Genomic DNA, 26,552 nt, shown 5'->3' with positions numbered 1-26,552 from the left:
CCCATGCAGTCGTACAAAAAGATCTTGCTGATCGCAGCGGCCACCCTTGCCTTCAGCGGCAGTGCCTTTGCTGAAAAAATGAAAATGGGCATCGAAGGTGCCTACCCGCCGTTCAACAACAAGGACGCAAGTGGCCAAGTGGTGGGCTTCGACTATGAAATCGGCCAGGCCCTGTGCGCCAGGATGAAGGTCGAGTGCGAAGCGGTGACGTCCGACTGGGACGGCATCATCCCGGCGTTGATAGCCAGTAAGTTCGACTTCCTGATCTCGTCGCTGTCGATCACCGAAGAGCGCAAGGCGGTGGTCGATTTCACCAACCCGTATTACTCGAACAAGCTGCAATTCATCGCGCCGAGAACCTCCTCGATCGACGTATCGAGCATTGAAAAGGCCAAAGAGAGCCTTGCCGGCAAGTCAGTGGGTGCACAGCGCTCGACGCTGGCTGCCACCTGGCTGGAAGACAAGCTCGGGATCATGGACCCCAAACTCTATGACACTCAGGAAAACGCCTTCCTCGACCTGTCCTCCGGTCGCGTCGACGCCATGCTGGCCGACAAATACGTCAGCTTCGAGTGGCTGAAAAGCGAAGCGGGTCAGAAATTCGAGTTCAAGGGCGAGCCTGTCGTGGAAGACGACAAGATCGGCATTGCCGTGCGCAAGGGTGACGAGGCTTTGCGTGAGCGCCTGAACGTTGCCCTGAAAGAAATCATCGCTGACGGCACCTACAAGAAGATCAACGACAAGTATTTCCCTTTCAGCATCCTCTGATTCACCTGACCGCGTCGCCGCCGCTTCCTGTTGAAGCGCGGCGACCGGCCCTGACAAAGCCTGCCCATGAACATTGATCTCCACGGATTCGGCCCGGCCCTTGCGGCTGGCGCGCTGGTGACGGTCCAGCTTGCACTCTCGGCCCTGTGCCTGGGGCTGGTGCTCGGACTGCTCGGCGCCTTGGCCAAGACCTCGCCCTACAAGCCGCTGCAATGGCTGGGCAGTACCTACTCGACCCTGGTACGCGGCATTCCCGAACTGCTTTGGGTGCTGCTGATTTACTTCGGCACCGTCAACGGCATGCGCGCCCTGGGCAAACTGTTCGACATTCCCGACCTGGCCCTCAGCGCCTTTGCTGCCGGGGTCATCGCCCTGGGCATTTGCTTTGGCGCCTACGCGACCGAAGTGTTTCGCGGCGCGATTCTGGCCATCCCCAAAGGCCACCGCGAAGCCGGGCTGGCGCTGGGCATGTCACGCTCGCGCATCCTCTTCAAACTGGTCCTGCCGCAGATGTGGCGCATCGCCCTGCCCGGCCTGGGCAACCTGTTCATGATTCTGATGAAAGACACCGCGCTGGTCTCGGTGATCGGCCTGGAAGAAATCATGCGGCACGCGCAGATCGCCGTGGGCTTCACCAAGCAAGCGTTCACTTTCTACATGGTCGCGGCCTTCATGTACCTGGGCCTGACCGTGCTGGCCATGGCCGGCATGTACTTCCTTGAAAAACGCGCCAGTCGCGGCTTTCTGAGGAGCGCGTCATGAACTGGGAAGTCATCATCAAGTGGCTGCCCCGCCTGGCACAGGGCGCGACCCTCACCCTGGAACTGGTGGCGATTGCTGTCATCGCCGGGCTGATCCTCGCCATCCCGATGGGCATCGCCCGCGCATCGCGTCACTGGCCGGTGCGCGCCCTGCCCTACGCCTACATCTTTTTCTTCCGCGGCACACCGCTACTGGTGCAACTGTTTCTGGTCTATTACGGGCTGGCGCAGTTCGAGTCGGTGCGCCAGAGTGCGTTGTGGCCGTACCTGCGCGACCCGTTCTGGTGTGCCGTGGTGACCATGACCCTGCACACCGCCGCCTACATCGCCGAGATCCTGCGTGGCGCCATGCAGGCCGTGCCGCCAGGTGAAGTCGAAGCGGCACGGGCGCTGGGCATGTCGAAATGGAAGGCGCTGTTCTACATCGTCCTACCACGCGCAGCACGTATCGGCCTGCCGGCCTACAGCAACGAAGTGATCCTGATGCTCAAGGCCAGTGCGCTGGCCAGCACCGTCACCCTGCTGGAACTGACCGGCATGGCGCGCACGATCATCGCCCGCACCTACCTGCCGGTGGAAATCTTCTTCGCCGCCGGCATGTTCTATCTGGTCATGACCTTCGTGCTGGTGCAGGGCTTCCGGCTGCTGGAAAAACTATTGCGTGTAGACGCCAGCCAGGGGCGCTGATATGAAAGGTGCTGGCGTCGATCCAGTCAGCACTTTGCCCCACGAGGCCGCCACCATGCCCTCTGAACCTCCCTTGCAGGATGAACACCTCGACAGCCACTTCGGTGCGCTGGACAGCTTCCTGTTCGCGCATCAGGCCTTGTGGCGGCCCAAGCCGTTCACGCACCTGGCCCTGCCGTGGGAAGACAAATACCCGGACCTCGCGCACTGGCTGCGACAACGCACGCTGGAACAGGCCGAGGCCGCGCACAACCACCCGGAACACCTCGACGCGCCCTTCCCGTTCAAGCAACTGGCCGCCGAAGCCGTCGCGCTGAGCCACGTCGCCGAACTGCCCGTGCACGCTCTGCAGCCGGTCGAGCCGCGCATGAGTGTCGATGTGCCGGGGCGCAAGTGGCAGCAGATCGAAGCCTTCGCCAGCCATCTGGACATGCGTGACAGCACAACTCACTGGCTGGACTGGTGCGCTGGCAAAGGCCATCTGGGGCGCCGCCTGACCGGGCCCGGCCAGCGTCTGACCTGTCTGGAGCACGACCCGGCGCTGATCGAAGCAGGCCTGGCCCTGAGCACGCGGCAAGGCATCGACGCCAGACATGTGCAGCAGGATGTCATGGCCGACGACACGTGGCGCTACCTGCAACCCGAACACACGCCTGTGGCGCTGCATGCGTGTGGCGACCTGCACATTCAGTTGATGGAGCTGGCCAGCCAGACGGGCTGTCGGCGTATGGCGATTGCGCCGTGCTGCTATAACCGCACCCGGCACGACCTGTATCAGGCGCTGTCCAGCGATGGCAAGGCGTCCGGCCTGAAGCTGTCGCGAGACGAGCTGGGTCTGCCCCTCAGTGAAACCGTGACGGCCAGCGCACGCGTACGCCGTCAACGCGACATCTCGATGGCCCGCCGCCTGGGCTTCGACCTGCTGCAGCGCCGCCTGCGCGGCATTGATGACTACTTGCCCACACCCTCGCTGCCGACGTCATGGCTGGATGCGTCCTACGCGGACTACTGCAACCATCTGGCAAAACTCAAGCATCTGCCCGCGCCGGGTCAGCAGGACTGGGCCGCCCTGGAGGCCGCTGGCTGGAAGAGACTGGCCGAAGTGCGCAATCTGGAACTGGTCCGCGATCTGTTTCGGCGTCCGCTGGAGATGTGGCTGGTGCTGGACAGGGCGATGTATGTGCGTGAGCAGGGTTACAGCGTGAGCGTTGGCACTTTCTGTGACAGCCGAATTACACCGCGCAACCTGCTGATTTTGGCCCGAAAATTGTGACTCAAATCGGTTGAGCAACCTGTGGATAAGTCTGTTGATGAAAATGTGGATGAGTGCGTTAAAGCTTGGCGCGCCAGTTACTGAAGCCCCTTATTTTTTTCCGCAATCCTTCCCGTAACCCGCAAAAACAATGCCTTGCGGCTCAATGCGCCCGACTGCACATAATTACCCGGCTGCGCAAATCTTTATCAGCAAATTGTGCATAAAGATTTGGTAAAGGCTCTGGCGCAAGCGTTTTGCGCGGCCCAATCGTGCACACGCAGACGCCTGTGCACGACCTGTCCGGCGCAAGATTTCAGGCCTCTTCGACACACTCCAGCGAGCGCTCGACCATGACTTTGGCCATTTCCAGCATGTGCATGGAAGCGAACGCCAGATCGCGTTGCGAACCGGTCAGTTCATCGCCGAGTTCGTGAGCGGTGGCCGATGCGCAGCGCAGAAAATCCAGCGCGTGCACCAGGGTGGCTTCCAGGCTGATGAAGTCGAACTTGCTGTCGTGGGGTTCCTTGGCCGGTCGGGAGATTGGCAGGTAACACTCCATGGCGCGCTTGACCACAGCCTTGTCGAAGACTGGTGCGCCGCTGGACGGTTTGTTGGGCGGATCGGGGGTTACTTTGACCATGCTTAGCTCTCTCCTCAATGGAACTGCCACTGGATCGCGACTAAACGATTGAGGTGGCAGCTGTGCGAAAGGTTAGTCGACCGGGAGCTAAGACCGGCGCACCCGAAGGTGCCCTCACGCACAGCCGCCATAGAGTGCAGGAAGAAGACCTGAACAAAACAGCGACGCGATACGCCTTAACTCAAATCCGGGCGACTAAACCCGATCGCTGATAGGCAGCGACGGGCGGAGAGTAGAAGCCCAGATAGAGGGGCGCAAGCGGTCGGGGATTCTCTCGGAAATGTCCTTCAAAAGAAAGAGACGGTGCCTGCAAAAACGCGCCTGAAAGCGTTGCAAAAGGTGAGTTCACAGTACGACGCTTTGATTCTGGCCGAAGGCCGTAGGAGCGAACTTGTTCGCGAAGACTGAATACGCAGCGCCGCATTCCTGTCATGACTCACTACTAAAACTGATCATCCTTCAACCGCGCAAACGGCACACTGCGGTTCTGCAGCTTGCGCAACGTCAGCTTGTAGGCACTGGACTTGATCTGACTGCCCATCGGCGTCTCCTCCAGCAAAATCCGACCCGACGCAAATGCACAGCCGGTACTCATCATCTTGTACTTGAGCAGGTACAGCCCCGGGTCCATCTTGGCGAACGTAAACACCGCCCCGGCCGGCACAAACGCATGCCGAAACGCCCTGCGCCCCACCGCATCCGTAACCTTGGCATACACCGCCGACTCGCCCGCCGAGTTATCCACAGTGATCTGCGACCAACCGTTGTCCTTGAGCACCGGCATGTCCTTCACATAGCCCGCCTTGTCCGGCCACGGCGCGCCCATCGGATCAAGCGCCGGCACACCACACTCGGACGCCGCCGCATCCACCGGCTTGGCCGGGCTCGCTACAGGCTCCTCGACCGGCGCGGCAGGCGTCGCAGGTGCGGGCTTGACCCATGTCTGCGCAACCGGCGCAGGCTCGGACGGCACAAACGACTTGCCTGCACCCGGGTCGTAGCCCATCCACGCGCCACCCGCGCAGAACACCACAAACAACAGCGCCCAACGCCACGCACTGCGACGACGCTTGTCACGGGAAGGGGATGCAGAAGCATGGGACGAAGACTTGGGCGCCGGCCCCGAACGAGCCGCCTGAGACGGCGCAGCAGCAGTGGCTGCAGAAGTGGCCGCATACACATGCACCGACTGCACACGCGCTGCATGCGCCTGCTTGCGGCGCGCAGCGTCGATACGCGCCTTGTGCTCATTGGCAGCGAGCTGCGCATCATAAGCCGCACGCCGCGAAGGGTCAGCCAACACATCGTGAGACGCGTTGACGACGCCCATCATGTCCGAGGCGTAAGGATCTGGATTCCTGTCCGGGTGCAGCTTCTGCGCCAGCTTGCGATAAGCCTTCTTGATCTGCTCAGGAGAGGCATCGCGAGCGACACTCAGCAGCTCGTAATGCGTAGGCGTTCTCTGCATTGCACTTGCTGTCCATGGCTGACTGCCATTTTCGATACAGCTGTATCGGCCAAAAAGCCGGTAGCTCCAGTGCAAATCCGACGCAACAGCAACCAGCCCACAAGAAAATGCCCGAATCCAGAGGATCCGGGCATTTCTTGAAACATCGATGAAGCCTTCGTCGGCATCCAGACGCACATTCATGCGATTCAGACAGCCATCCTCAGCCCCACCCTGCGCAAAGCCAACAGGCCAGGCGCACCTGCAAATATCCTTCAACAACTCTTCAGCGAATGACCAGCCTGCGGCATACAACACCCCAAACCCGGTTACGATCCATCGCATCACTCATCAGATAGTCCTTTATCTGCATGGCTGAAAAGCTAACGACCCGTGCTGCTGACTCAGTAGCCTGGGCCGTTGAGAACAAGCCTATGCAAAGCCCTCCTGCCCCGCAACTGCCCAAAAATGGCGGGGTCGGATGGGTGCCTGTTCGTACGCCAAATCGCCATCAACGCTGGACCCATTGGTTTGCGCGACCAGGTTAAAAATCCAGCGTTCTGTCAGGCACAAGCGACGAGCGCCAAAGGCAAAATCAACCCCCGAATTCAACGCCATCCGCCCTGCCGCATAGACCAATCCGTCCAAACCAACAGAAACGTCCTGCACCACCACCCGCCCGCATCCGACCCGAGGCGCCAATGGTCGATTTTTTTCAACTGAATCAGACAGCTAGGCTTTACAAGCGCATCAGACTCTATATACTCGCAGCCCATTACGCCGGTATAGCTCAGTTGGTAGAGCAACTGACTTGTAATCAGTAGGTCCCGGGTTCGACTCCTGGTGCCGGCACCATATAAATCAAGGGCTTGCAGCGATGCAGGCCCTTGTTTTTTCCCCCAGACGTAATAAGCCACGTAACAAGGCCACCGATCGGGCCTCTCTTACGCGCTCCACGTCGAGCTCCAACCGCAGCTACAGACGCTCATGAGCAGTAGCGCGAGACCCTGGCCAACCGCTCGGTACAGGGTGCCCCGCTCAAAATCTGAGGGGGGTCAGAAAAAAGGTAATATTAGTAATACGGCTCTGGAAAAATGGCTGCAGCCCTTGCAGGCCGTGGCTTTCAGCGTTTCCGGGCAAAGGTAATATTGAAGCGATACAAAGGCGATAATATTACCTTTTACTAAAGCTATATTTTCATTTCCTAAAACCCAATGAATCCGGGGGTTTCAGGAAAATATTACCTTTCATATCGCTTCATATTACCTTTCGATGTAATACGCGCAGCCCAGTAAAACCGTGGCCTCCAGCCTAGGTTCGTGGGTCATATAGCTAATATCGCTCTTTTTGAAAACACCCTCCCATACCTGAGATTCGATCTCATTTAAAACGGCTTTTTTCAAAACGCCGACTGCAGCGGATTAAGGTCTTCAGGTCGTCACCAGCACGTGTAACCGTGTGCAACGTCCAAAGCATCCTGAGTGCGGCTATAGCCCCCGTCCTGCGTGCGTTGTAGAGGTTTGACCTGATCTGGCTATCGATGCCCTGGTGCGCCGCTTCAGGACTGGTGTCGATTTGGAAAACCACCCTCCTCCTCGGTTTTCCAACTTTTCACCCAAGCGGGCCGGGCCCCCGAGATTTGCCACCATCTGTACCGCTCAGTCGCTCACTGTGTAAGGCGCTGACATTTTTCTGCATAAGCTTGCACGTTGTGCAATTGCCGCTCCCCTGCGCAACCCCACGGCTGGCTTGGGCTGGGGTAGTGCTTTCATCGCATCTGGATTTGCACAAAAAACGGACGCGGAGCCCGTCGGCGGGAGGGGGATAAGTGCTTTTCCTTCGCGTTTTTTATTCCCTAGCAGATTTTGCTGTAATCGACGCTCTTAGCTGATTCGGTCATTCATCGGACAGCGATGGCAAAACGCTTACGCCCAGATGTACTGTATGTACATACAGCAAAATACAGTTAAGGGGGGGATTAGAAGCTCATGGCCATAGTGATCACAGAGAAAAAGCCAGCGGTCGATGCTTGGGTCGCGCTGCTCGAAGAAAGCGCGACGTTGCTCATAAGTCCTGGTGCTCACCATAAATTATTGGTTCAGCGCGCAAGCGCCTTGCACACCTCGCAGATAGTCAGTCCGGAGGAATACGGTGACATGCTGGAACTCGCTGACGGAGCATTAGCCTATGCTATTGAGGCTCAGTTAGACCTTAATGCACCAGACAGTGCTGCCTGATGCAGGTCTTGGTGATTCCAATGAGGCTCAAGGGGGTGGCGCTTGAGCGGAGGGAGAGGGAGCGATACGAAGCAATAAAAGGAAGCGTGCTGGTCAGATCAACTCACTGCGAATATTTGGGCAGAAATACAAATGTTGCTTGGCTCGATGCCGGTATGCCAAAGGAACAAAAGTTGCTGCCGGATTTGCTGGATGTCACATTGGCCGCGATGGCTCATAATGGTTTTGTTCTTAGTGGGATTGAGTATATCGATGGCTGTGCTTACGCACAGTCTTGGTGGTGTAGGCACATACAGTAGATCATGTGAATAATGGCAAAAACCCACATGATTCCCATCTCGGTCAGACATCAACGATCATAGGAAATGACGATGATTAATGAAATTATCTTTTCAGAAAAGCATGAGTACTCAGTTGAGCTGCATGGCCAAAATAAAAAATTGCTAGGGTCTGGAACTCTTAAGTTTGGAGCGGGTAACTTTATCAGTGTTAACATTAGTGGGTTTGATAGCTTTCCCATTCCAGAAGGAGAGCCCAATATACAGGCCATAACAGCAAGCGGTGACATTTTTACCCTAATAAACTGCGAGATAGAAGACTTAACTATATACGCCGACCTCTTAATTTCGGGTGAAATAGAGTTGGGCGTTAGCAGTATTATAATAAGATACGCGGATATATCTGAATGGTTTCTGCATGATCAACGTATAGAGGGTAACGTTGGCGAGTCACTTAACTGGAGCAATGCTCCACCACCTATAGATGCAACAGTACAAACTGATCGCGAACAATTTAAAATAAGCAGTGAAGTTTCTTCTTTCATTATTAACAATAGAGTAGAAGAGCGTGTACTTGTTGAATATGTGAATTTCATTTTTTCAAAAGATAAAGCTCTTTTCGATTTCTCTGAAGTAAGAGAGAAGCCTCATCACTTGGCATGCCTTTTTTCCATATTGATTGCTGCTCCAATAACTATCACTTGCATTTGGGTCACAGGAGCAAAAAGGAATTGGCTGCCAACTTACTTCTCAGCTTTTGAGCGTCCTAAAAAAGAGTTTGAGAGAAACAGATTCTGGCGCAACTCGCTTATTCGTCGTGAAATGCTAGATCTACATTGGCCGGGAATACTAAACTCTTATTTTAATTCAAAGCATCGTGAATCGATTTGGGTTCGGCTAGCAGGAATGCAGAGATATCAGGGTTTTTGGGAATATAAAGTCTTAGGTTATGTAAGCCTACTCGACTCTTACGCAACGAGCATTACAAAACTGAATAACATCAAGCCCACGAGCAATAAACTTGCTACAATAGAGAGCATAATTCAACAGATTGAAAATCTCAATACTTTAGTTAGCAGTGAGGGCGTAGCAGCAATTAGGGCGATACTAAATTGTGCGCTACCAAAACCGAGGAAGGAACTACACTTTCAAGAAAAGTATGAATATATCATCCTTAACACTGATGCAAACATCCTTAAAACCATAAACCTGTCAAATGAAGAATTCATACTACTGAAAAAAGTAAGAGACACTATTGCTCACGGTGACGCTGTTGACTTAGAGGTTTACCCTCATGAAAAAATATTCTCTATAACGTCAAAGATCACTCTGCTTCTTACATTTAGAGCACTTCACGAGTTTGGTATTCTCGCTGAGGATTTTATGCGCAGCCTCTACAACACCAGCAATGTTCTGCGCTACACCAAGGGACTAGACATTACTCATTTGGAAAGATTTTTGAACCCCACATCTTTCTTCGCAGTTTCTCAAGATTTATTTGAGAAGATCTCAAAATTTAAAAGCGAACGAATAAATGCATGTTTCACTTTGAGTGAGAACGGTGAAATCCACTACTCAGAAAAATACGTTACACTTTTTAAGAAATGGAATAGTACTCACCCTAGGGAGAATAAATCCGTGGTGGACTTTTTTGGCGTAGAAGCAAATTTAGTAACTCATATTGAAAAAATGCGCGTTGAATTTGATGGGCAAACAAAAGAGCTGATACACGCATGGTTGATACGCGTTTGAGCCTCTCCTTTGCACGACACTTACACAAGACTGCTAATCAGCTAATAACTGGACATGCATATTTCAATCTGGTATTCGTCAGATCTAATTTCAGCCTGAAGTACCTCTGCATGAGGATAGTGGAGTCGAACCATATTCGCCAATAGAGTGCGCTCTTCCTCTGGCATACGGCAACCAAATATGACACCCGTCAGCTCGGACTTTGCGAATTTTATATCTTCAAACGCATCATACTTATTACGCCCATCACCACTTTGAAGCCTCCATTCTTTCTCATGAGCCCACGCATCAGACTTAGTGTATATTAACTTTTCCAAAATGTACTTATCACTAATACTTGAAACCCCGGAAATGAATCCTGCCAAATCCTCGTCATCGTACAGATTAGGTATGTGCTTTTGGTAGCGCATAGGTTTTGCTGTGACATATGGACTATCAATTTCCGGATCGGATTCGAATCGAAGTGCAATGCCCTTATTACTATCACCATAATAAGCCCACATAAGCTGGCTAACTGGACACTCGGTTAAACATAATACTTTCACCGTAGACATATGACCTCTAACCTCTTTATTAAAAGCATCGATCTTCTCATTTAAAACCTGTACAGCCTGCTCCACCGCACCGCTAAACTTTTGATTAAAAAAATCTTTTGAAAGATTGGGCATTGACTGTTTCACTAGACCAATTAGCGCCACCACGATATTGTCCTCTGCGCCTTGCAACTCACCAGTGTATAACCCCCACCAGTTATCCATCACAATTTTGCGGATCTTTTCAACATCATGGTCAGTTCTAAAATCAAACTGTATGTCATACGGATCATTCAGTGACCCTGGCGTAGACCAGCGCAGAGTACCATTCTCAATAATTTTTTTTGCCACAGCCGAACTGGTATATTTATAAAAGTACTTTGGCATAGATACCCCACTACCCATATTAAAAGCCCATATTTCTACAAACTACTATATTGATCGAAATGTGTCTTTCACTTTTTGACCTCCTAAAACCGACTGTTACAAAGTCGCAGCCTTCAATCTCATATAAAGTAGTGATGCTGTTGCAGCATCAGATGTAAACTCAGCTGCATTGCTAGGTACCGGCGTGGGCCCATGCGTGTGCGCGGCCATCTGGGTGTTCATATCCTGAACCAAATCGAGCAGGTCACACACCACCTGAAAGATGTTTACACCACCCGATCCAACCCAGTTTTTAGGAGCCTGCAGCCGCTGGCTCTTGCTGGTGATGCTCTCTCGTAACCCCTGAATACGCTCGTGCATGTCGCCACCCACCGTGGCGTTGTGCTTCTGGCCGACCACCAGGTTCAGGTCACGACCGGTTGCCTGGTGCAGGTCGTCCACTGCCGCCAAACTCGCGGATCCGCCCGACAGCAGCTTGAGCGCTCCCAGAGCCTCGATCTTCTTCACCCCACCCACTGACTCAGTCGAATGGTCGTCCACCGTCCTGGTGTGGCTCTGGAAGCTTTCAGTGTTCGTCATGGCGTCGACTTCCCGCTCGATCGCCTGGTCCTGGATCTTGCCGTCGGTCTTGCGCAGCCAGTTGCCATCCGCGTCGACGCGCTGCTGCACGGCGTCACTGTGCTGCCACACCTGGTCGCCCTTGGGCACCTTCGGCAGTGTCAGGCCATGCGGCAGGATCGTCTGAATGTAAGGCTTATGCGGCAGGCCGTAGGCGAAACACACCACTACGCTGGTGCCCTCCTCCGGAAAGGCAAAGAAACCCATTTCATCACCGCCCACCGGCATGGGTAGCGGCACACCGGCCAGTACCGGCAGCGCTGTATCAATCTCGCCGTCCGGCCCCATCACCTGCAGGTCGACTGAGAAGCGCGGACGGAAGTCGTCACACAGTCCAGCGCTGGCCGGCGCATCCGCCACGGCCACCACCTTGGCGAAGCGCGGCAAGTGATAGCCGCCGGTGAGTTCAGGGAATTGTCGTTCTACGCTGCGCTTGATTGCGTCGTCCATTTGATAGCCATCTGCGTGCCGGCCAGCGTCACGTTCGTGATGCGCTCGCCTTGGTTGATTGATACGCCTGGTCGCAGGCCTGGCAAGGCCGCAATCATCGCGCTCTGGCTGCCCTGGTAACCGTCGAAAAGGTTAACCGGCAACTGCAACGGCGACCGAGCGCCGAAGAAACTGTCAGCCCAGGCACCGACGTAGATCTCGCCGTCGCCCTGCTGCTGCCAGATAAAGTCCTTGATGCCAAACACCCGCGCCATGCTGTCCAGAGCTTGGTACCCAGCGGCCAGGTTGTAGAAAAACGGTGTCTTGACGCGTGTGTAGGCCTGATCCGGAACCCGGAAACGCAGGCCGGTCTTGCTGCCGATATCGGCCAGTGCCGCGCGCAGATCCACGTGGCGCAGGTTCATGGGCAACGGGTTGGCCAGCACCGCGGCTAACTCGCGGCAAAGCACCACCTGCTCGATGCCGTTGGTGGCAGTGCAGCGTTCAACATAGCCAATGAAATGGCGCTGCAGGACCGCTTCGTTGTAGCCGATATCGAACGTGACCAAACCTTTGACGGTAACGCCGGCCTTGATCGTGAACGTAGCGCGGCCCGGACTCTTGAGGTCAAGGCGGACATCGTCGTTGACCAGCGGCATGACCGTGCCGCCGATCGACAGCACCTTGTGCAGTTTCATGCTCATGACGCTCCACCCAGGTAGCTGTCCACCTTCTTGAGCACTGCCTCAAAGCCCGTCAGCTCTTCGGGCGTGCCAGATCCGCTGTTTGTAACACCATCACCTGGTGCTGACTGCGACGTGACGCCGTTGCCGGCGCGCCGGTTCTCGACCTTCTCCGGGTTGGATAGCTTCTCGCTCAGGGTGAACTGGACGATCCATTGGGCCAGTGTGTCGTCCTCGCGGGCGCTGACCCCGTCAGAGAACGTCACCTGCCGGATGCCAAAGGCCTTGGCCGTGTCGTTCACGATGCGGTAGGTCTGGAGCTGGCCACCGCCTGCAGTCGCCTCGGCCAGGCGCATGATAGTGCGCAGGTCCTCAAGGGCCTTGTAGGGGATTGTCAGCGCGACGGTCAGCGTCTTGGGTTTGAACCCCTTGTGCGATTTGTCGGTAGCCGATGTCTGGCCGCCCAGCTCGTCGGCCTCGATCTTGAGGTTGGCCGTCAGCTTCATGCGGTGGCCGACGATCTGCTCGCCATTGAGTAGCAGCGTCATAGGCCCACCAGTTCCTGGACAAAGCTCAGGCTCTCCGCAGATCCGACCAACAATGCGCCGGCACACAGCGGCCATTCATGACCAGGTGCTTCGCCTTCGAGCAGTTCGCGGCGCAGCTGGCCCAGGTCACCCGGTCCCAGCATCCTGGACTGTATCGATACGTCGTCGGCACTGTTGGTGAACTGGGCTTTCAGATCGGCCAACTGTTGCTCGCGCTCTTGTATCTGCGCCTTCTTTCGCGCCTGCAGATCTGCAAGGTCCGCCATGGGCGAGCTGTCGGCGGCATAGCCTTCGAGTACCGCCAGTTGTCCGGCCATGGACTGGCTGGCCAGCTTGGTGATCGGGCAGCGCTGCAGCGGCAACTGGCTCCAGAGCGGCATTTGCCCGGCGATCGGCATGATCCATTTTTCCACTTCCAGCTTGGCCAGGTGTTCGGCACGGCGCTCGGCGCGCACTAGGTCAGGCATAGGCAACACCACGTTGAACCGCCCCAGCGTCGCGGCGAGCTGGTCCAGGCGCGTGGCGAGGAATATCAGTACCAGGGCGCTCTGCTGACCTTGCGGACGGACTGCGTCGGTTGTGTCAGTCAACTTGTCGGCCAGCAGCTGCAGCAGGTTGGGCGCAGACAGAAAGCGTTGGTGACCACCGCTGCCCTGCCCTACACCGTGCTGAAACGGTGTCACCACAATGCATGACGGAATGTTTTCGAACTGCGCGACTAACGCATCACGTCCGGCACTGATGGCGGACTTCGCAGCCCCTGCGATCAGACCAGGACTGGTGGTGGCAATATCGGCCAGCGTCGATACGCGCTGACCGGTGATGACCATTTCACTCTGGATCAACTCCCGAGCGTCCGCCATCTGATCCATCCACTGCGTGGCCTGCACCGGCCATTGCAGTTTGATCGGTGCCCATTCATTCGCCATCGAGCACGACCGCTTCGATCCAGTCCGGTGTAACCGGCTGCGTGGTTTCCTTTGGGTAGCCAGACACCTGCGGCCATTCACGCACTGCCTGCCGCCAGGTCAGCAACTGGGTGAACTGCTCGGGTGTGATCGGCAGTTCACCGCCCAGATCGCGAGCATCGCGGTACTGCGATACCAAGTTGTCCGAGACTTTCAAACGCAGCTCCACCCAGAGCTTGGCCAGCAACGCCGGGTCGGCCTGGACAACGATGTCCTCGGCGTACTCGGTAGCGTGGCCACCGGCGTCCAGATAGTCGACAACAGCCTGGTAAAGCGGCGGGTTGTAGTCCTGGGTAACATGACAACGGTTGCCAGCAACGGTTATCACGAACGAGCCATCGTTTTTAGTGGCCACATCGGAGAAGGACACGCCCAAAGCCACTGGCTCTTCGGGAGCCGCGAAAATCGGCGGCAGGACCTCTTCAGGGGTTTCAAGTTTCACGTCTGTCATGCTGCGTACCTCCAGGCGAAACCGTAAATGGTGCTTCCGCCGCTGAATGAAATAACGGTGCCGCCAGCTGCCTGGCCACTTCGACCGATCACGCCGGCACCGCCCGAGTAGTAGTGCATCAGCGAATAGCACCAAGTGCCGCCAGCGGGCAGTCGCACTTCAGTCGCAGTGATGGATACCGCCAGAAAGTTGTTGTTGTCCGGTCGGTAGAAATTCTGTTCGCCCCACAGCAGACCAAGGTCGGAAGCGTCTACTTGCGCCCGGATACCCGCGCCGTTGGTTGCCCATCCAAGACGCAGCTGGTTGGACGCTTGGCTTGCCCCACCGCCCTGTTGCACAGGCGTATAGCCCAGGCGGTTCTGCAGGTAATGAATGCCGCCGGTAGAGGTACGACGGAAATAGGGGAACTCCGGGTTGTCACTGGCGAAACCGGCGGTCTGGATGGCATCCCCTGCGACGCGCTGGTTCACGAGAGAGTTAACCTGAGTGACCGTGTAACAGTCCGTGATGCCATAGCCAGCGATCGAATTAGACTTGTTGGCCTTGTCGTTAGGGTTGAACGATTGCTCAGTCCAGATTCGGCCCATGTCCGTGGTGTCGACCGTCAACTTCAGACCGACGTCCGACCAACCGATATACACCTTGTTGGTCTTCTGGCCGGCACCGCCGCCCTGCTGCAATGGCGTGTAACCGATCTGCGGCTGCAGGTAATAAACCTTGTCATCCGAGATACGACGGAAATACGGATAGTCAGTGTTGTTGCTGGCAAAACCGGCGTGAACAATGGAGTCGGCCAGTACCCGTCTGCCCACCAAGTCGTTGACCTGCTCAACGGTATAGGCGTTGGTGATCCCGTAGCCGCTCAGCGAGGTCGCCTTGTTGGCCTTGTCATTGGGGTTGAATGACGTTTCAGTCCAGATCCTGCCCATGTCGCTGCCGTCGACGCTTACTTTGAGCATCGCGCCGGTCCAGCCGATGTTGATCCGGTTGGTCTTCTGGTCAGGACCGCCGCCTTGCTTCACGAAACTGCCGTTAGCGTCATCCTTGCTGTACGCATCGGTGATGCCGTAGCCGGCGAGCGTTGTCGGGTTACTGCCGCTGGTGACCAGACCTTTCAGGTTGACGGCTACTTTTGTGTACGTGCCTGCCGCTACACCGCTATCGGCCAGCGTCAGGGTGATATTGGTATCACTCGCGCCGTCATAGGTCCCGATGCCGCTGGCTGCACCGTTGAATCGAAAGGCTCGCGGCGTAACAAGACGCACGGCCCTGCCGACGGTAGTCGAGCCGTCAACAATTGACGCGATCGCCTGGTTGATTGCCGTGCGCACGGCATTGACCATTCTGGTGGTGGCCAGCACGGCACTGCTGTTGCTGTTCGGATCGTCGCTGATCGCGTTGGGCAGGTTGCCCAAGTCCACGTCTTCCTTGGTCGTGGCACGGGCGCGCAGATCTGGATAGTCACCAACCCGCGCTGCGAAGTACTTCATCAGCTCGCTGTCGATCGCCTCGATCGGGCGCAGGTCGACCAAGCTGCTGGTACCGGTGATGTCGGCCAACGGCACCAGGTAGTGCCTGGCCGAGGCGCTGTCGGTGTAGTCGACCTTCGCTTCCTGGCCGAACACAACTTTGAACGCGGCCACGACGTCGTTCAGCTCGCGCTGCAGCACCACATCCAGCCACGCTTTGGTCGGCACTGCCGGCACGGTCACAGGCAGCACGGCATCAAGCTGAAGGCGAACGCCTTCGACATAAGCCACGCCCGGATTGAGCTGGTAGGCATTGCCCACCTTCTGCAGCTGCAGGCCTGCGCCGAAAAAGCAGGCGCGCCCGAACATGTCCCGGTTGCTGATGCGCTCGCGCTCATCGATGCCTTTCATTCGCGCGGTGTAATCGAACTGCCAGGTACTGGCGTCGATCTTGATGCCGGTCAGCTGCTGGGCACCGTCGAACACCAACAGGAAGTTGCGCGTGACGTTGTTGCCGATCTGGTCGGGCAGGATGTTCTTGCGCTTCTGTTGCACAGGCACGTAGGCGACCGACAGCAGCACGTCGTCGCTGGTCTCCATGCCGATCCAGTTCCAGTCGAAGTCACCGATATCGGTGCCCATCAGCAGGCTGTACACCACCTGGTTAGGGTTTACGTAACCCTGCTGGGTGATGTTTGCGGTGTAAACGATCTGGGCCGCTGGCGGCTTCACGCCGGCGCGATTGACCGGGCCGCTCACATTGAGGCCTGGCACGTTGGCCAGCACGAAGCGGGCCACGGTCAGCGGCAGGTTGGCCGCTTGTTTCTGGGCGATCAGTTTCTCGCCGGCGAGGGTAATGCTTGCAGCCATGAGGGCTCCTAAAGGCTGGCGACCAGCGTTTGCTGATCGTCATTGAAATCCACCAGGGCAACAGCAAGCCGCACCGGGGTGATGGTTACGAAGTCATACCGGCGGCAGGTGCGTCCGTACTGACGGATCAGCACACGCAACAGGTCGGGGTTCTCGGACAGTTGGGAATCGCTCAGGGTGAGCAACACGACGTCCCAGTCGCGCTCGGGCATGCGTTCCTGGATCTCGACATAACCCACGCCGAGGCGCTCCAGGATGCGTTTCAAACCGGCAGTGCTGCCGGCGTCCACGGAGTTGATAAAGGCGTACTTGACCCGCAACCGGAACAGGCTTTCAGGTTCGGCGGGAAACCGCGTGACGTCGCGCTGCCAAGCCCACAGCTCCAGAATCGACAGGTGGCAGGTGTCCGCGTCGAACTGCAGGTACGGCCAGCGCAGCCATTCGGTGGCCTGTTCCCACCAAAGCTGGGCGGTGGCCACCAGCTTGGTCAGCTCCAGCCCTTCGAGCCAGAACGGCAGCTTGAGCTTGATCATTGCAGGACCACCGCCAGGGTGCTGATGCGCGGGATGTCCAAGGCCGAGACGATGTCGCTGTTGGCGAACCGCAACGAACTGATATCCGGAAACTGGACGTGCAGCTCTTCGGTCAGGCGGCTGAAACTGAAACGCGACAGGGGAAATGTGCGAGTCGGCGCGTAGTCACTCTGGGTGCTTTCGCGGAACGCAGCGCGGATGAACAACGCGATCTCGGCCTGCAGCGTCTGCAGCTGCAGCACGGTGAGGTTGGCCACCGGCCAAACGTTGACGCTGATCGCGTGCAGGGTTTCAGGCATGGCCATGGCCAGTAGATCGTCGCCGTGGCCATGGTTGCCGCCATCGCGGATATGCGTGTTGATCTGCTCGAGGAAAGTATCGGCGGGCACGCCGGCGTCGAACAGCACGAAGGCATTGGCGCTGCCTGGTCCACGCGGCGCGCCGTGTTCAAAATACACACCGTCAGCGGCAACCCCAGGAAACCCGGTGATGATCGCCCGGTACACCGCATCGGTGTGCCATTGGTTGACCGCCGAAAACTGGTTGCGCACGCGTAGACGCAACTGGTCGTCATGCTCGGAATCCGCGCCAGGCGTCTGCAGCCAGTCGGTATTGTTCACCACCTGGACAACGCCCGGTACCGACTGAGGCAGCACGGCGTAATAACCAGGTGCCAAGTTGTAGCCGCTGCCGGCTCCCACGGCCTTGACCGGTACCACCAGCTGACTCTGGCCCTCTTCAAAGCTGCGCGGTTCGGTGGTCACCAACTGATAGATATGACCATTGAGGGTCGGTGACTGAACGACAGTGCCGATCGGCACTTCCAGCTCGCCACCGGTATTGGCGCGGGTAAAGAGCAGCTCACCAACGGCCACCGTCGCGGCCTTGCGCTCGATGTTCACCGCCCAGGCCAGCATGTCCAGCCACTGCGCGCCGGCAGTCTTGACGAAGAAATTCGGCAGCACCGTGCCGCTGACGAACTCCAGCAGCCACAGCACCGGCTTTGTGACCAGCGCCGTGATGATCCGCCAGAACGGACTGTACGCGCTGGTGTTGGTCAGCGTGCTGCCCTGCTCGACAGCCAGCTTTTCCCAGGCCTGTTTGAGCTGCGCCTCGGTGGTCGGAATGCCGGAGTCACCCAGCGCCTTTTTGAAGTCGACGGTCATAGGGTGATCTCCACCTGGCCGAACTTCACGGTGGTGGCGGTCACCAGGTACACACCCGGCTGGGTCTGCTCGATCTGCGCAGTGCCTGGTACCAGGCGTTCGTCATCCTCGACGAGCAGCTCCATCTGCTGAATGCAGTCACGCTGACGCAACCGGTCGCGCTCGGCCACCAGGGTGATCAGCAGGCCGCTTTCGCGGATCAGGTGCGCGATGTCCTGAGCGATCGAGGCGCGGTCATCCACCAGCAGAGGCTGGCGGGCCGGATCGAGTACCAGGTCGTTGTTCATGATCAACAGATCAACGTATTCACTCATCAGCCGCCCACCGCCATGGCCATCATGTTTTCCAGTTCCAGCGGTGTCATCGGTTTGGAGGTATTGATATTCAGTGTCTCGACATGGGTGCCGGGGCGCTGGTTGGGGTTCATGGCGTTGCTCTGGTTCTGGAAGCTTTGCATCAGTCCTCCTTTCGGGACGGCCTGCGGTTTGGTGGGGCTGATCGACGTATTGGCGTTGATCGCCTTGCGGGCCTCGATACCCTTGTCCGATTTGGCGGGCAGCTCGATGACCTTCTCGACGCGCTCTGGCAGAGCAGCTTTGGCCGGCATAGAAAACGCCAGGTCAGCCGACGCAGGCGGCAGCATGATCGGGTCGGCCTGGCTGATCTGCGGAGCAGGCATCTGCAGCGGTTTGAAGGGCAGCACGTTGGGTTGCGGCAGGCTGATGGGCTGGCCCGGCTGGACCTGAACTGCAGGTGCGGGAACCTGCACACGCGCAGATTGAGCGACGGCAGCCGGTACCAGAGCCAGGGGCTTGGGTGACTGACTTGCGGGAGTCTGCGCAGCCGAGGCGACTTTCGCCCCCGGCACTGTGCCCGCCGGCGGTGTGGTCACCACTGCCGGCAGCTGTGGGCCCGGTACAGGTGCGCCCACCTGACCAGGCAGATCGGGCACCTTCGGCGGCTCTGGCAAATCGCCAAACGTGGTCTCGATGTTGATACCGGGGATCTTGTTGGCCATCTCGATCAGGCCATTGATTGCGCCCTTCACCGTGGACAGGATGCTGTCCCAGGCAGTTTTGGCGATGCCGGACCAGCCGCCCATCGAGTCGAACCAGCTGGACAGTTTGGCCATCTGATCGCTGATCCACTGGAACGCGGTGGTGTTCATCAGCGCCGTGCACAGATCGTCCCAGTACACGACCGCCGCAACCACGGCAGCGGCCAACAGGACAATGCCGGCCACGATCAGCAGCACCGGGTTGGCCAGCATGGCGGCGTTGACCAACCAGATCGCGCCCTGCCACAGCAACATGCCGACGCGCACGATCGCCATCCAGGTGTACAGCCCGATCAGGCCGACCACGAAAGCCGCAACCATGACCGTGTGGAACAGGAACATGGCGATCGATTTGAAGCCCTGCCAGGTGAGCAGCTTCCACACGGTGAGCATGCCCAGCCAGACCATTTTGCTGACCCCGACTACCAGGGTCAGCAGCGACATCGCGGCGATGAAGCCAAAGACCACCAGTGTGGTGATACCGATGATGCGGGTGATGTTCGGGAACAGCTGCGTCCAGCGGGTCAAGGTCTTGGCAATGCCCACCAGGCGATCCATCAGCGGGGTCAGCGTCGGAATCAGGGACTGACCGAAGGCGATGCGTAGCGCTTCGACGGCTTTACCGAACTGCTGCCAGGGGTCGACCATGGCCTTGGCCATCTTCTCGGCGTTCTCCAGGCCTCGGACCTTGCCCAGCTCGGCAATGCCGTTGCGCAGCCGATCGGTGTCCTTGGCCAGCGCGCCGATCACCTGGGCACCTTCACCGCCGAACACTTCCATCAGCTTGGTGCCGGCAGCAGCACTGGTCAGGTCGCCGTACTTGCCCTGCAGCTTGTCCATGATCTGCAGCATGGGCAGTGCATTGCCGGCGGCGTCCGTGAAGCTCAGGCCGGTTTTTTCGGCAGCCGCGCTGAGGTTTTCGAAAAACGCCTTGTAGCGCCCGCCGGCGTCGCCGCCTTCCATGGTGCTGGACAGCGTACCGACCACCGCCATTTGTTCGGCAAAGCTGACACCGGCCTGGGTGGCGATCGCCCCTACTTCCTTGAAGGCGTCTTTCAACTGGGCACCATCGGTGCGGAACAGCTTCACCGCCAGCGCGGTCTGGCCGGTCAGTTGCTGGGCCCATTCCACCCTGCCCATCTTGTCTGCCTGGGACTTGAACAGGTTGTACATGGTGCCCAGGTACGCGCCGGTCGTTTCGGCGTCGGATTTGGTGACCTTGGCCAACAGGTTGCTGGCACTGGTGATGGTGGCCAGCTGGCCGCCGACCAGGCCCTTGATCGCGCCATCGATGACGCGTGACGACGCCACGAACTCGGCGGCGCTGGTGGCGTAGGTGATCGAGAATTCGAGGGCAGTCCGGTTCAGCGACGCCAGCGCGTCTTCAGTGGTGCCCAAGGCGCGCATGTCGCCCAGCGCCCGGTTCACTTCCAGCGCCGGTTCCAGTGATTCGGTGATGGCCTTGCCCGCCCCCACCATGCCGGCCAGGCCCGCGCCCATCTGAATGATGTTCTGCTGGCTCTTGGCGGCAAGGTCGCTGAAGCTGGTTTTCACCTTGCCCAACGGGGCACTGACCTTGTCGGTCAGTTTCAGGATGAAAGCCAGGCGGGCGGAACGGTCAGCCATCAGGGTTATCCGTTAAAGGCAGTGGAAATGCCGTTGGCGACGGCAATTTCCATGCGTCTCCAGTGTTCGTCTTCAAGCCACTTGGCAGTGCCCATGCTTTCAATGGTGGGCTCAGCGCCAGGCAGCCAGCGTTGGGTCAGGGCCAGCAACTGGCCCAGCCCGTCCTGGGTCAGGCCTTCGGCATGTTCGAGGGCTTTTTTACGATCACTTCAACGTCCGGCGAATACTCTTCAAGCAACGCACCGGCCAGGGTCATGGTGGTGATCGGGTTTTCCAGCAGCGCCTTCAGTGCGGCCTTGTCTTCGTCCTTGACGGTGCCCATCAGCAGGTTGTGGGCCGGCGCGACCTTGTTGGCCTGGGTCGTGGCATTGAAGTACTTGGTGATCACCTGCGGGGTCAGGTTGAACGTGAATTCCTTGTCGCCACGTTCCAGGGTGATGCTGCGGTTTACTTCGCTCATGTCGGTGTTTCCGTAAGGTTGAGTTGTAAAGGGTCAGGGTTGTGCCGGCGTGCGTTGCACGACCTGGCGGATGTAGTCCTGCAGGCCGAGGATCATTTGCCGGCTGAGGGCAAGCTCGTCTCTGAGGGTGAAATAATCCGATCGAGCGTCTGCTGCGAGTTCGGCGCTGCCTGCATCAGCCAGGCCGGCGGTGCCGGGGGCACCGGGCATTGCGGGGCAGACAGCTTTGATGCGCAGCCGGTAACTGCCATCAGCAACAGCAAGCTGCAGAGTGTTGATTTGAGCGCGGGCACGGTTCAGTTCCTCGGTGTGGTGGGTGTCGAGCTGGTCCCGCGCTTCCAGCTGATCGCGGGCCAGGCGCGCCGCCTCTCGCTCGGTGTGCAGTTCTGCAGTGGCGTCGACCAGCTCAGCGCGGGCAGCGACGAGCTGGTTGCCCTGGTACTCAAAAGCGCCCCAGGTCAGCAGACCGACCACCAGCAAAAACAGGGCAAGGCGCAGCGGGCTGATGGTCATTGCAGGCACAGCCTCATTTCGGCCAGCCGGCGGTTGTGCAAGCCACGAACGAAGGTCTTACGACCATCGGCACCGGTCACGTAGGCCCACACCGGCGTCGTGCCGTCGGAAGCCCAGGCCAGCGCTTTGCAGCCCTCGGCAATGCGGCCCGCATTGATCAGGCCCACGGCACGGCTCGCGCACGTCGTCGGCACGCCGAAGTTGTGGCCATGGCTGCTCAAGGCGTCGAACGTGTTCTGCCCGATCGCCTGGTTGGTCAGGCAGTCGGCCAGGCTCAACTGCCCCTTTGCGATGACCAGGCCTTCCACCTCGGCGCAGCGCGCATCCGACCAATATTCACCGACCAGCACTGGATCCGGGCTGGTGTGCTTGGTGATGCCCTTGCAGACCGTGGGCAAACCACTGGCCAGCTTGTCGGCATACACCACGTTCTGGCCGTTGCCTTCCCAGGTGCCCAGGAAGGCGGTCAACGTGCCGCTGCAGAGCAGCAGCAAGCCAGCGGTGATCTTGACGCGCAGGCTCATGCCTTGGTCTCCCACTCACGCAGCATCTGGCGGTACTTGGGGATCAGCAGCAGGATCTGCAGCACCATGTAGAACGCGGTCAGCATGTAGGCCACTGTCGACCAGTCGACGGCACCGGTCGCGCCCGTGGCGGCAACGCCAATGGCGGGCGATGCCTTTACCAGGGCAATGGCTGTGTCTTGAGCAACTTGATTCGTGCTCATCAGCGAAGTCCTTTTTCGGTCAGGGTTTGGCAAGGCACGCAACGGGTCATGCCGCCTAACGCCTGGCGCGCCGGAGGGATCTCCTTGTCGCAGTCCTGGCAATGGGTGAGGCTCGGCCCGCTCGCTCGCGGCTTGGCCAACTGGGCCGCAATGGCCTGGTCGCGCTGTCGCTGCTCCAGAGCCTGCGCACGATCGAACGGGCAAACCATTACGTCAGGCCCTCGATTTCAGCAGCAGCCAGGTACGGCACGCCGTTGATCTTGATGAAGTCCGGACTGGTGACGTCGAACGGCACCTTGTGGGTGTTCTTCGCGCCGCCCTTGGGATCGATGCTCAGCAGGCTCGACACGCGGACCTTGCAGCCGAAGGCCTCGATGCGCAGCTCCTCTTCGCCGGCCTTGGCGAAGAACACGATGTCGAACGGCTCCAGCTCGCGGAAACTGCCGGCAGTCTTGGCCTGCTCAATGAGCAGATTGAAGTTGGTGGTGTCCAGCTCCAGTTCGCCGGCTGCAGCGACATCGCCGTCGACGTGCCCGTTGGGCACGCCCTTGGTCTGGGCCACGGTGCTGTTGTCCGTGATGTCGATGGTGCCGGCCTCGACGTGAACGAGCAGATCGCCCAGGTTCACGTCGAAGTTCTTACCGCCAATTTTTGCGGCCATGGGTTACTCCGAATCCGTAACGGAAAGGTCCAGCGCGATGTTCGCGGTCAGGTCTTTCGGGCAGTTGAGGGGGCGCAGCTTGAGGTAGGCCACGACAGAGGTTTTGCTCGTCCAGGTCAGCACGATGTCGCCGTCCTTGGGCTGCTCGATCTCGCCTGGAAACACCTGGCCGGCGAATTTGGTGGACTTGGCCATCGCGCGCAGCGGGGCCATCAGCTTGGACGTGGTGGTCGCCATGCTGTTGGCCGAGCTGTTCAGGGTCCGATCGCCCACGTAGCGGATCAGCAGAGCGCGCACGCGGCGGGCGGCCTTGTCGACGACACGCAGGTTCTCGATCATCTGGAAGTCACTGCCGGGGGTGTCCAGCATGTTGCCGTCGCCCCAGTAGGTGCCCGGATAGTCCGGGTACGTCTGCGGCACAGACAGACGTGCTGCGTCGAGCTGTGAAAGCACCGCGGTGCTCAGCGGGATGCCGTCCATGTCTTTGGGTTCAGCGCCCAGGCCCAGGACCGCGCCGGTGGCAACGCGCATCGGCGTGTCGGCAATGCTCACGGCGGCATTGGCCAGTCGACCGGCCAGCACGCCCAGGTTATTGCCGTGCAGTTGCGGTACCGGCAGAACCCGAGGCGCAGCCAGGCCGTCGACGATGGCTTTCTGCTCGACAACGTAAGCGCTCCAGCTCAACTGCGGAGCAATGCCGGCAGTCGCGGCGAGCACGAAGACGCGGCGGCCCAGCTTGTTGCTCAGGTCATTGGCTGCAACGTGCATCGCTGACAGCTCGGCCTGAGTGGTCACCGGATTGACGATCACCACCGCTTCGAAGGAATAACTGCGGGTGGCGCTCTCAAGCGCCTGTTGCCAGGTGGTTTCGCCTGCGATCGGAGCAGCGATGCATGCCCAGCGATCGCCGCCGTTGCTGCGTGCTGCCAGGATTTGGGTTTTCAGGTCGCTGTCTGCAACGCCCAGCTGGACGTCCAGATCACTTTGGGTGTCCAACGGGACCAGCTTGCCGACGTTCTTGGCGGCGGGACCGATGAACAGGAAATAGCGTTCGATCTCGCTCACGGCACCCTGGCCGAGGTTGAGATTGTTAACGCTGACTTTGCCGAGTGCCATAAAGCGGTGCCTCGTTAGCGGGGTGAATTAAGGATTTGTTGCAGCACCAGGTTCACCAGTTGGCTGGTTTCGCTGTCGCTGGCACCGAGGAACTGACGCGCAGGCAGCTGGATGTTCCAGCTTTGCGCACCGGTGGATTCGGCTCGTTCGTCGTCCAGGACGCGGATCAGCAATCCCGCCCGGGCGTAGTTCAGGTGTTGCTGGATCCACGCCACGGATGGGCGGGTCAGGGTCTTTTTGCCTTCCTGCCGGGTTTTGAAACCCAGCCGGCGCAGGGTCTTGGCCTGCTTTTCCGTAGCGGCGGTGCCCGGCGGAACCTTGTTCCACTGGCGCATCTGCGCGGCGGTGCGCCGTTCGGACACGCCGTTGTGCTGCTGCGAGGCAACCCAGCGGGTCAGCGTGTTACGCCAGCCCAGTTCCGCTTCGGTACCGGTCAGGCGAGTGACATCGAGCAGCTTGCCCAGGCCGGTTTCCATCTTCTTCTTGCCCTTGGACGTGTCCTTGCGGGCAGCGAACGGAGTTCCATTCAGGTTCTGCTGGTTGCGGATCCGCTGGCGGCTCAGACTGCGCACGCGCTTGGCCACGTTGTTCAACAGACGTCTGCGCTTGGGCGTCGGAAGCTCCATCAAAGCCAGCAGGTCCTGGGCTTCGAGCATGCCGCGAATGTCCAGATCAAAGGCCATGACCGGTCACCTCGCCGCTCTCAGCAACCCACAGTTCGAACGGTACGAACGACCAGGTTCTGCCAAAGGCCTCGATCTCGCCGGCAGGATCCTCGGCCAGGTATTGCGCCTCGGTGAACTGCAGCTTGATGTCGACGTCGGCCAGATCGTTGTCGAGCATGACCACATCGAACACCACGTTTGGCAGACCGTCGCGGTCCTGGTCGTGGGTTTCCAGCCAACTGCCTACCAGGGCAAACAGGCGCGCAGGGTGATCCGCGAACCGCTCGATCGAGATGGTCGCGCCGTAATTCATGTCACCCATGTGCATGCCTTGGGTGTCAGGCTTCCAGACCAGCTCGACCTGCACCTGGTCGGTCCAGCTGTCGAGCTGCTCAGGGGCAACCAATTGGCGCTCAAGTAGGTAGGCGGTCAAAGCCTTGAGCTTGATCACAACAGCGCCGCCGTGATGCGGCCACGGCCCTGCAGCGACCGCACGGCGGCCTGACTGAAAGCGAGGAAGGTTTCGGAGCGCTCTGGCAGTTCCTTGCCCACGTTTTCGGCGCTTTCGCGACGACTGACCGTGGCGAACTGGGTCAGCAAGCTGGCTTTCGCCCGGCTGTACACGGCGCGCTTATACGTCCCCGCTTGAAAGGTGCGCTCTGGCAGGACGGTGGTGTCTGCGGACTCAACGTTGGACACGCCAGCGCCCTGCCATCGCGCTTTTAACTTGGCCAGGTCGGTATTGACCTCGACCATGGCCATGTTCAGATCGGCGGCCAGCATCTCTACCAGGTACTCCGCCGGCAGGCGGTAACCTTTCTGGAACTCGGCTATCGATAGGTCGGGCCAAAAACCATCGTTCCCGATCCGTTCGTCTACCAGCACCGTGGGTTTTCCGGAAAAGCTCATACACTTTCCCCACAAGCCAAGGAGGACTGCTCAACATGACCGACGAACAAGGAACGGTTGTTTCTATGAAAGAGCGTCTTAAGGCGCGCCAGACTGCTGCCAGGCGTAAGCAGCAGCTCTCCGATAGAAGACTTGAGGACGCACACGCAATGGCGCTTATGTTTATGCGCACCCAAGGTGATCATGTGGCGACGATAAAGGCAGCGCTGAAAGTCGCTGACCGGTACGTCATAGCACTGAGGGAGTGCGTCCACGTGCTGGGAGGCAGTAGTTTGGAAGTCACCGCGACCTTCCCCGAGGGGAAGATGGCGATAGATAAGCTCTCGCAGTGATCCGTT

The 26,552-nt window shown here is 58.5% G+C and carries 32 protein-coding genes and 1 tRNA gene; 9 read left to right on the top strand and 24 right to left on the bottom strand.

The window, feature by feature from the left end; translation table 11 throughout:
- The first annotated feature begins 3 nt into the window (after positions 1 to 3).
- The 4 genes from LIX91_RS18790 (at position 4) to LIX91_RS18775 (ending at position 3,489) form a co-directional block, all read left to right on the top strand.
- Positions 4 to 768, top strand: a complete 765-nt coding sequence (locus tag LIX91_RS18790; RefSeq protein ID WP_226488949.1) for an ABC transporter substrate-binding protein — start codon at positions 4 to 6, stop codon at positions 766 to 768.
- 66 nt (positions 769 to 834) lie between these two features.
- Positions 835 to 1,530, top strand: a complete 696-nt coding sequence (locus LIX91_RS18785; RefSeq protein WP_103697227.1) for an ABC transporter permease — start codon at positions 835 to 837, stop codon at positions 1,528 to 1,530.
- Positions 1,527 to 2,216 carry an ABC transporter permease gene (locus tag LIX91_RS18780; protein ID WP_003318320.1) on the top strand — a complete coding sequence of 230 codons (690 nt, stop codon included), beginning with the start codon at positions 1,527 to 1,529 and terminating at the stop codon, positions 2,214 to 2,216. Before LIX91_RS18785 ends, LIX91_RS18780 begins: the two co-directional genes overlap by 4 nt.
- A 1-nt stretch (position 2,217) precedes the next feature.
- Positions 2,218 to 3,489: a methyltransferase gene (locus tag LIX91_RS18775; protein ID WP_226488948.1), complete on the top strand. Its 1,272-nt coding sequence runs from the start codon at positions 2,218 to 2,220 to the stop codon at positions 3,487 to 3,489.
- 295 nt (positions 3,490 to 3,784) lie between these two features.
- On the opposite strand, the gene LIX91_RS18770 is transcribed toward LIX91_RS18775, so the two are convergent.
- Both LIX91_RS18770 and LIX91_RS18765 read right to left on the bottom strand, forming a co-directional pair.
- Positions 3,785 to 4,111, bottom strand: coding sequence for a DUF6124 family protein (locus LIX91_RS18770; RefSeq protein WP_226488947.1), 327 nt, complete (start codon positions 4,109 to 4,111; stop codon positions 3,785 to 3,787).
- A 442-nt stretch (positions 4,112 to 4,553) separates the two neighbouring features.
- Positions 4,554 to 5,579: a J domain-containing protein gene (locus LIX91_RS18765; protein ID WP_226488946.1), complete on the bottom strand. Its 1,026-nt coding sequence runs from the start codon at positions 5,577 to 5,579 to the stop codon at positions 4,554 to 4,556.
- A 758-nt stretch (positions 5,580 to 6,337) separates the two neighbouring features.
- Here LIX91_RS18765 and LIX91_RS18755 point away from each other — a divergent pair.
- The 4 genes from LIX91_RS18755 (at position 6,338) to LIX91_RS18740 (ending at position 9,825) form a co-directional block, all read left to right on the top strand.
- A tRNA-Thr gene (locus LIX91_RS18755) sits at positions 6,338 to 6,413 on the top strand.
- 1,133 nt (positions 6,414 to 7,546) lie between these two features.
- Complete coding sequence (locus LIX91_RS18750; protein ID WP_226488944.1) at positions 7,547 to 7,795, top strand: hypothetical protein; 249 nt, start codon at positions 7,547 to 7,549, stop codon at positions 7,793 to 7,795.
- Positions 7,795 to 8,094 (top strand): hypothetical protein, encoded by a 300-nt coding sequence (locus LIX91_RS18745; RefSeq protein WP_226488943.1) that lies wholly within the window; start codon positions 7,795 to 7,797, stop codon positions 8,092 to 8,094. The genes LIX91_RS18750 and LIX91_RS18745 overlap by 1 nt, the downstream gene beginning before the upstream one ends.
- A 72-nt stretch (positions 8,095 to 8,166) precedes the next feature.
- Positions 8,167 to 9,825: a hypothetical protein gene (locus LIX91_RS18740; RefSeq protein WP_226488942.1), complete on the top strand. Its 1,659-nt coding sequence runs from the start codon at positions 8,167 to 8,169 to the stop codon at positions 9,823 to 9,825.
- A 41-nt stretch (positions 9,826 to 9,866) separates the two neighbouring features.
- Here LIX91_RS18740 and LIX91_RS18735 read toward each other — a convergent pair whose 3' ends face one another.
- The 22 genes from LIX91_RS18735 to LIX91_RS18630 all read right to left on the bottom strand — a co-directional run bounded on the left by LIX91_RS18735 (position 9,867) and on the right by LIX91_RS18630 (position 26,214).
- A complete protein-coding gene (locus tag LIX91_RS18735; RefSeq protein WP_226488941.1) occupies positions 9,867 to 10,745 on the bottom strand; it encodes a DUF2971 domain-containing protein in 879 nt (292 codons plus the stop codon).
- A 96-nt stretch (positions 10,746 to 10,841) separates the two neighbouring features.
- The gene (locus LIX91_RS18730) at positions 10,842 to 11,813 is read right to left on the bottom strand and encodes a hypothetical protein (protein ID WP_226488940.1); all 972 of its coding nucleotides are present in this window, start codon (positions 11,811 to 11,813) and stop codon (positions 10,842 to 10,844) included.
- Positions 11,786 to 12,496 carry a hypothetical protein gene (locus LIX91_RS18725; RefSeq protein WP_226488939.1) on the bottom strand — a complete coding sequence of 237 codons (711 nt, stop codon included), beginning with the start codon at positions 12,494 to 12,496 and terminating at the stop codon, positions 11,786 to 11,788. The genes LIX91_RS18730 and LIX91_RS18725 overlap by 28 nt, the downstream gene beginning before the upstream one ends.
- The gene (locus LIX91_RS18720) at positions 12,493 to 13,023 is read right to left on the bottom strand and encodes a DNA-binding protein (RefSeq protein ID WP_122233290.1); all 531 of its coding nucleotides are present in this window, start codon (positions 13,021 to 13,023) and stop codon (positions 12,493 to 12,495) included. Before LIX91_RS18720 ends, LIX91_RS18725 begins: the two co-directional genes overlap by 4 nt.
- On the bottom strand, positions 13,020 to 13,952 hold the full coding sequence (locus LIX91_RS18715) for a hypothetical protein (protein WP_044422703.1): 933 nt from the start codon (positions 13,950 to 13,952) through the stop codon (positions 13,020 to 13,022). Before LIX91_RS18715 ends, LIX91_RS18720 begins: the two co-directional genes overlap by 4 nt.
- A complete protein-coding gene (locus LIX91_RS18710) occupies positions 13,942 to 14,442 on the bottom strand; it encodes a hypothetical protein (RefSeq protein ID WP_044422702.1) in 501 nt (166 codons plus the stop codon). The genes LIX91_RS18715 and LIX91_RS18710 overlap by 11 nt, the downstream gene beginning before the upstream one ends.
- Positions 14,439 to 16,781, bottom strand: coding sequence for a phage tail protein (locus LIX91_RS18705; protein WP_226488938.1), 2,343 nt, complete (start codon positions 16,779 to 16,781; stop codon positions 14,439 to 14,441). The genes LIX91_RS18710 and LIX91_RS18705 overlap by 4 nt, the downstream gene beginning before the upstream one ends.
- Positions 16,782 to 16,789: 8 nt before the next feature.
- A complete protein-coding gene (locus LIX91_RS18700; protein ID WP_004407232.1) occupies positions 16,790 to 17,314 on the bottom strand; it encodes a phage tail protein in 525 nt (174 codons plus the stop codon).
- Positions 17,311 to 18,480, bottom strand: a complete 1,170-nt coding sequence (locus LIX91_RS18695; RefSeq protein ID WP_226488937.1) for a baseplate J/gp47 family protein — start codon at positions 18,478 to 18,480, stop codon at positions 17,311 to 17,313. Before LIX91_RS18695 ends, LIX91_RS18700 begins: the two co-directional genes overlap by 4 nt.
- Entirely contained in the window at positions 18,477 to 18,794 is a 318-nt protein-coding gene (locus LIX91_RS18690; protein WP_003342289.1) for a DUF2590 family protein, read from the bottom strand. The genes LIX91_RS18695 and LIX91_RS18690 overlap by 4 nt, the downstream gene beginning before the upstream one ends.
- Positions 18,794 to 21,163 (bottom strand): phage tail tape measure protein, encoded by a 2,370-nt coding sequence (locus LIX91_RS18685; RefSeq protein WP_226488936.1) that lies wholly within the window; start codon positions 21,161 to 21,163, stop codon positions 18,794 to 18,796. Before LIX91_RS18685 ends, LIX91_RS18690 begins: the two co-directional genes overlap by 1 nt.
- A gap of 5 nt (positions 21,164 to 21,168) precedes the next feature.
- Complete coding sequence (locus tag LIX91_RS18680) at positions 21,169 to 21,312, bottom strand: DUF6890 family protein (RefSeq protein ID WP_003342293.1); 144 nt, start codon at positions 21,310 to 21,312, stop codon at positions 21,169 to 21,171.
- Positions 21,313 to 21,332: 20 nt separating this feature from the next.
- Entirely contained in the window at positions 21,333 to 21,623 is a 291-nt protein-coding gene (locus tag LIX91_RS18675) for a putative phage tail assembly chaperone (protein WP_003342295.1), read from the bottom strand.
- A 33-nt stretch (positions 21,624 to 21,656) separates the two neighbouring features.
- The gene (locus LIX91_RS18670; RefSeq protein ID WP_088236223.1) at positions 21,657 to 22,136 is read right to left on the bottom strand and encodes a lysis system i-spanin subunit Rz; all 480 of its coding nucleotides are present in this window, start codon (positions 22,134 to 22,136) and stop codon (positions 21,657 to 21,659) included.
- Positions 22,133 to 22,660, bottom strand: a complete 528-nt coding sequence (locus LIX91_RS18665) for a lysozyme (RefSeq protein ID WP_088236224.1) — start codon at positions 22,658 to 22,660, stop codon at positions 22,133 to 22,135. Before LIX91_RS18665 ends, LIX91_RS18670 begins: the two co-directional genes overlap by 4 nt.
- Positions 22,657 to 22,863: a hypothetical protein gene (locus LIX91_RS18660; protein WP_004415377.1), complete on the bottom strand. Its 207-nt coding sequence runs from the start codon at positions 22,861 to 22,863 to the stop codon at positions 22,657 to 22,659. Before LIX91_RS18660 ends, LIX91_RS18665 begins: the two co-directional genes overlap by 4 nt.
- A complete protein-coding gene (locus tag LIX91_RS18655) occupies positions 22,863 to 23,072 on the bottom strand; it encodes a TraR/DksA family transcriptional regulator (protein ID WP_004407224.1) in 210 nt (69 codons plus the stop codon). The genes LIX91_RS18660 and LIX91_RS18655 overlap by 1 nt, the downstream gene beginning before the upstream one ends.
- Positions 23,072 to 23,524, bottom strand: a complete 453-nt coding sequence (locus LIX91_RS18650) for a phage protein (protein ID WP_003342306.1) — start codon at positions 23,522 to 23,524, stop codon at positions 23,072 to 23,074. The genes LIX91_RS18655 and LIX91_RS18650 overlap by 1 nt, the downstream gene beginning before the upstream one ends.
- Before the next feature lie 3 nt (positions 23,525 to 23,527).
- On the bottom strand, positions 23,528 to 24,640 hold the full coding sequence (locus tag LIX91_RS18645) for a DUF2586 domain-containing protein (RefSeq protein ID WP_226488935.1): 1,113 nt from the start codon (positions 24,638 to 24,640) through the stop codon (positions 23,528 to 23,530).
- Between the two features lie 14 nt (positions 24,641 to 24,654).
- Positions 24,655 to 25,323, bottom strand: coding sequence for a phage virion morphogenesis protein (locus tag LIX91_RS18640; RefSeq protein ID WP_032655889.1), 669 nt, complete (start codon positions 25,321 to 25,323; stop codon positions 24,655 to 24,657).
- Positions 25,313 to 25,756 (bottom strand): phage tail protein, encoded by a 444-nt coding sequence (locus LIX91_RS18635; RefSeq protein ID WP_003420277.1) that lies wholly within the window; start codon positions 25,754 to 25,756, stop codon positions 25,313 to 25,315. Before LIX91_RS18635 ends, LIX91_RS18640 begins: the two co-directional genes overlap by 11 nt.
- On the bottom strand, positions 25,753 to 26,214 hold the full coding sequence (locus LIX91_RS18630) for a head completion/stabilization protein (RefSeq protein ID WP_226488934.1): 462 nt from the start codon (positions 26,212 to 26,214) through the stop codon (positions 25,753 to 25,755). The genes LIX91_RS18635 and LIX91_RS18630 overlap by 4 nt, the downstream gene beginning before the upstream one ends.
- 35 nt (positions 26,215 to 26,249) lie before the next feature.
- Between LIX91_RS18630 and LIX91_RS18625 the strand changes: the two genes are divergently transcribed.
- Positions 26,250 to 26,546, top strand: coding sequence for a hypothetical protein (locus LIX91_RS18625; RefSeq protein WP_226488933.1), 297 nt, complete (start codon positions 26,250 to 26,252; stop codon positions 26,544 to 26,546).
- Positions 26,547 to 26,552 lie beyond the last annotated feature (6 nt).

The organism is Pseudomonas sp. B20, assembly GCF_020515755.1.
GTDB lineage: Bacteria > Pseudomonadota > Gammaproteobacteria > Pseudomonadales > Pseudomonadaceae > Aquipseudomonas > Aquipseudomonas syringae.
This window is presented reverse-complemented; position numbering and strand designations above follow the sequence as displayed.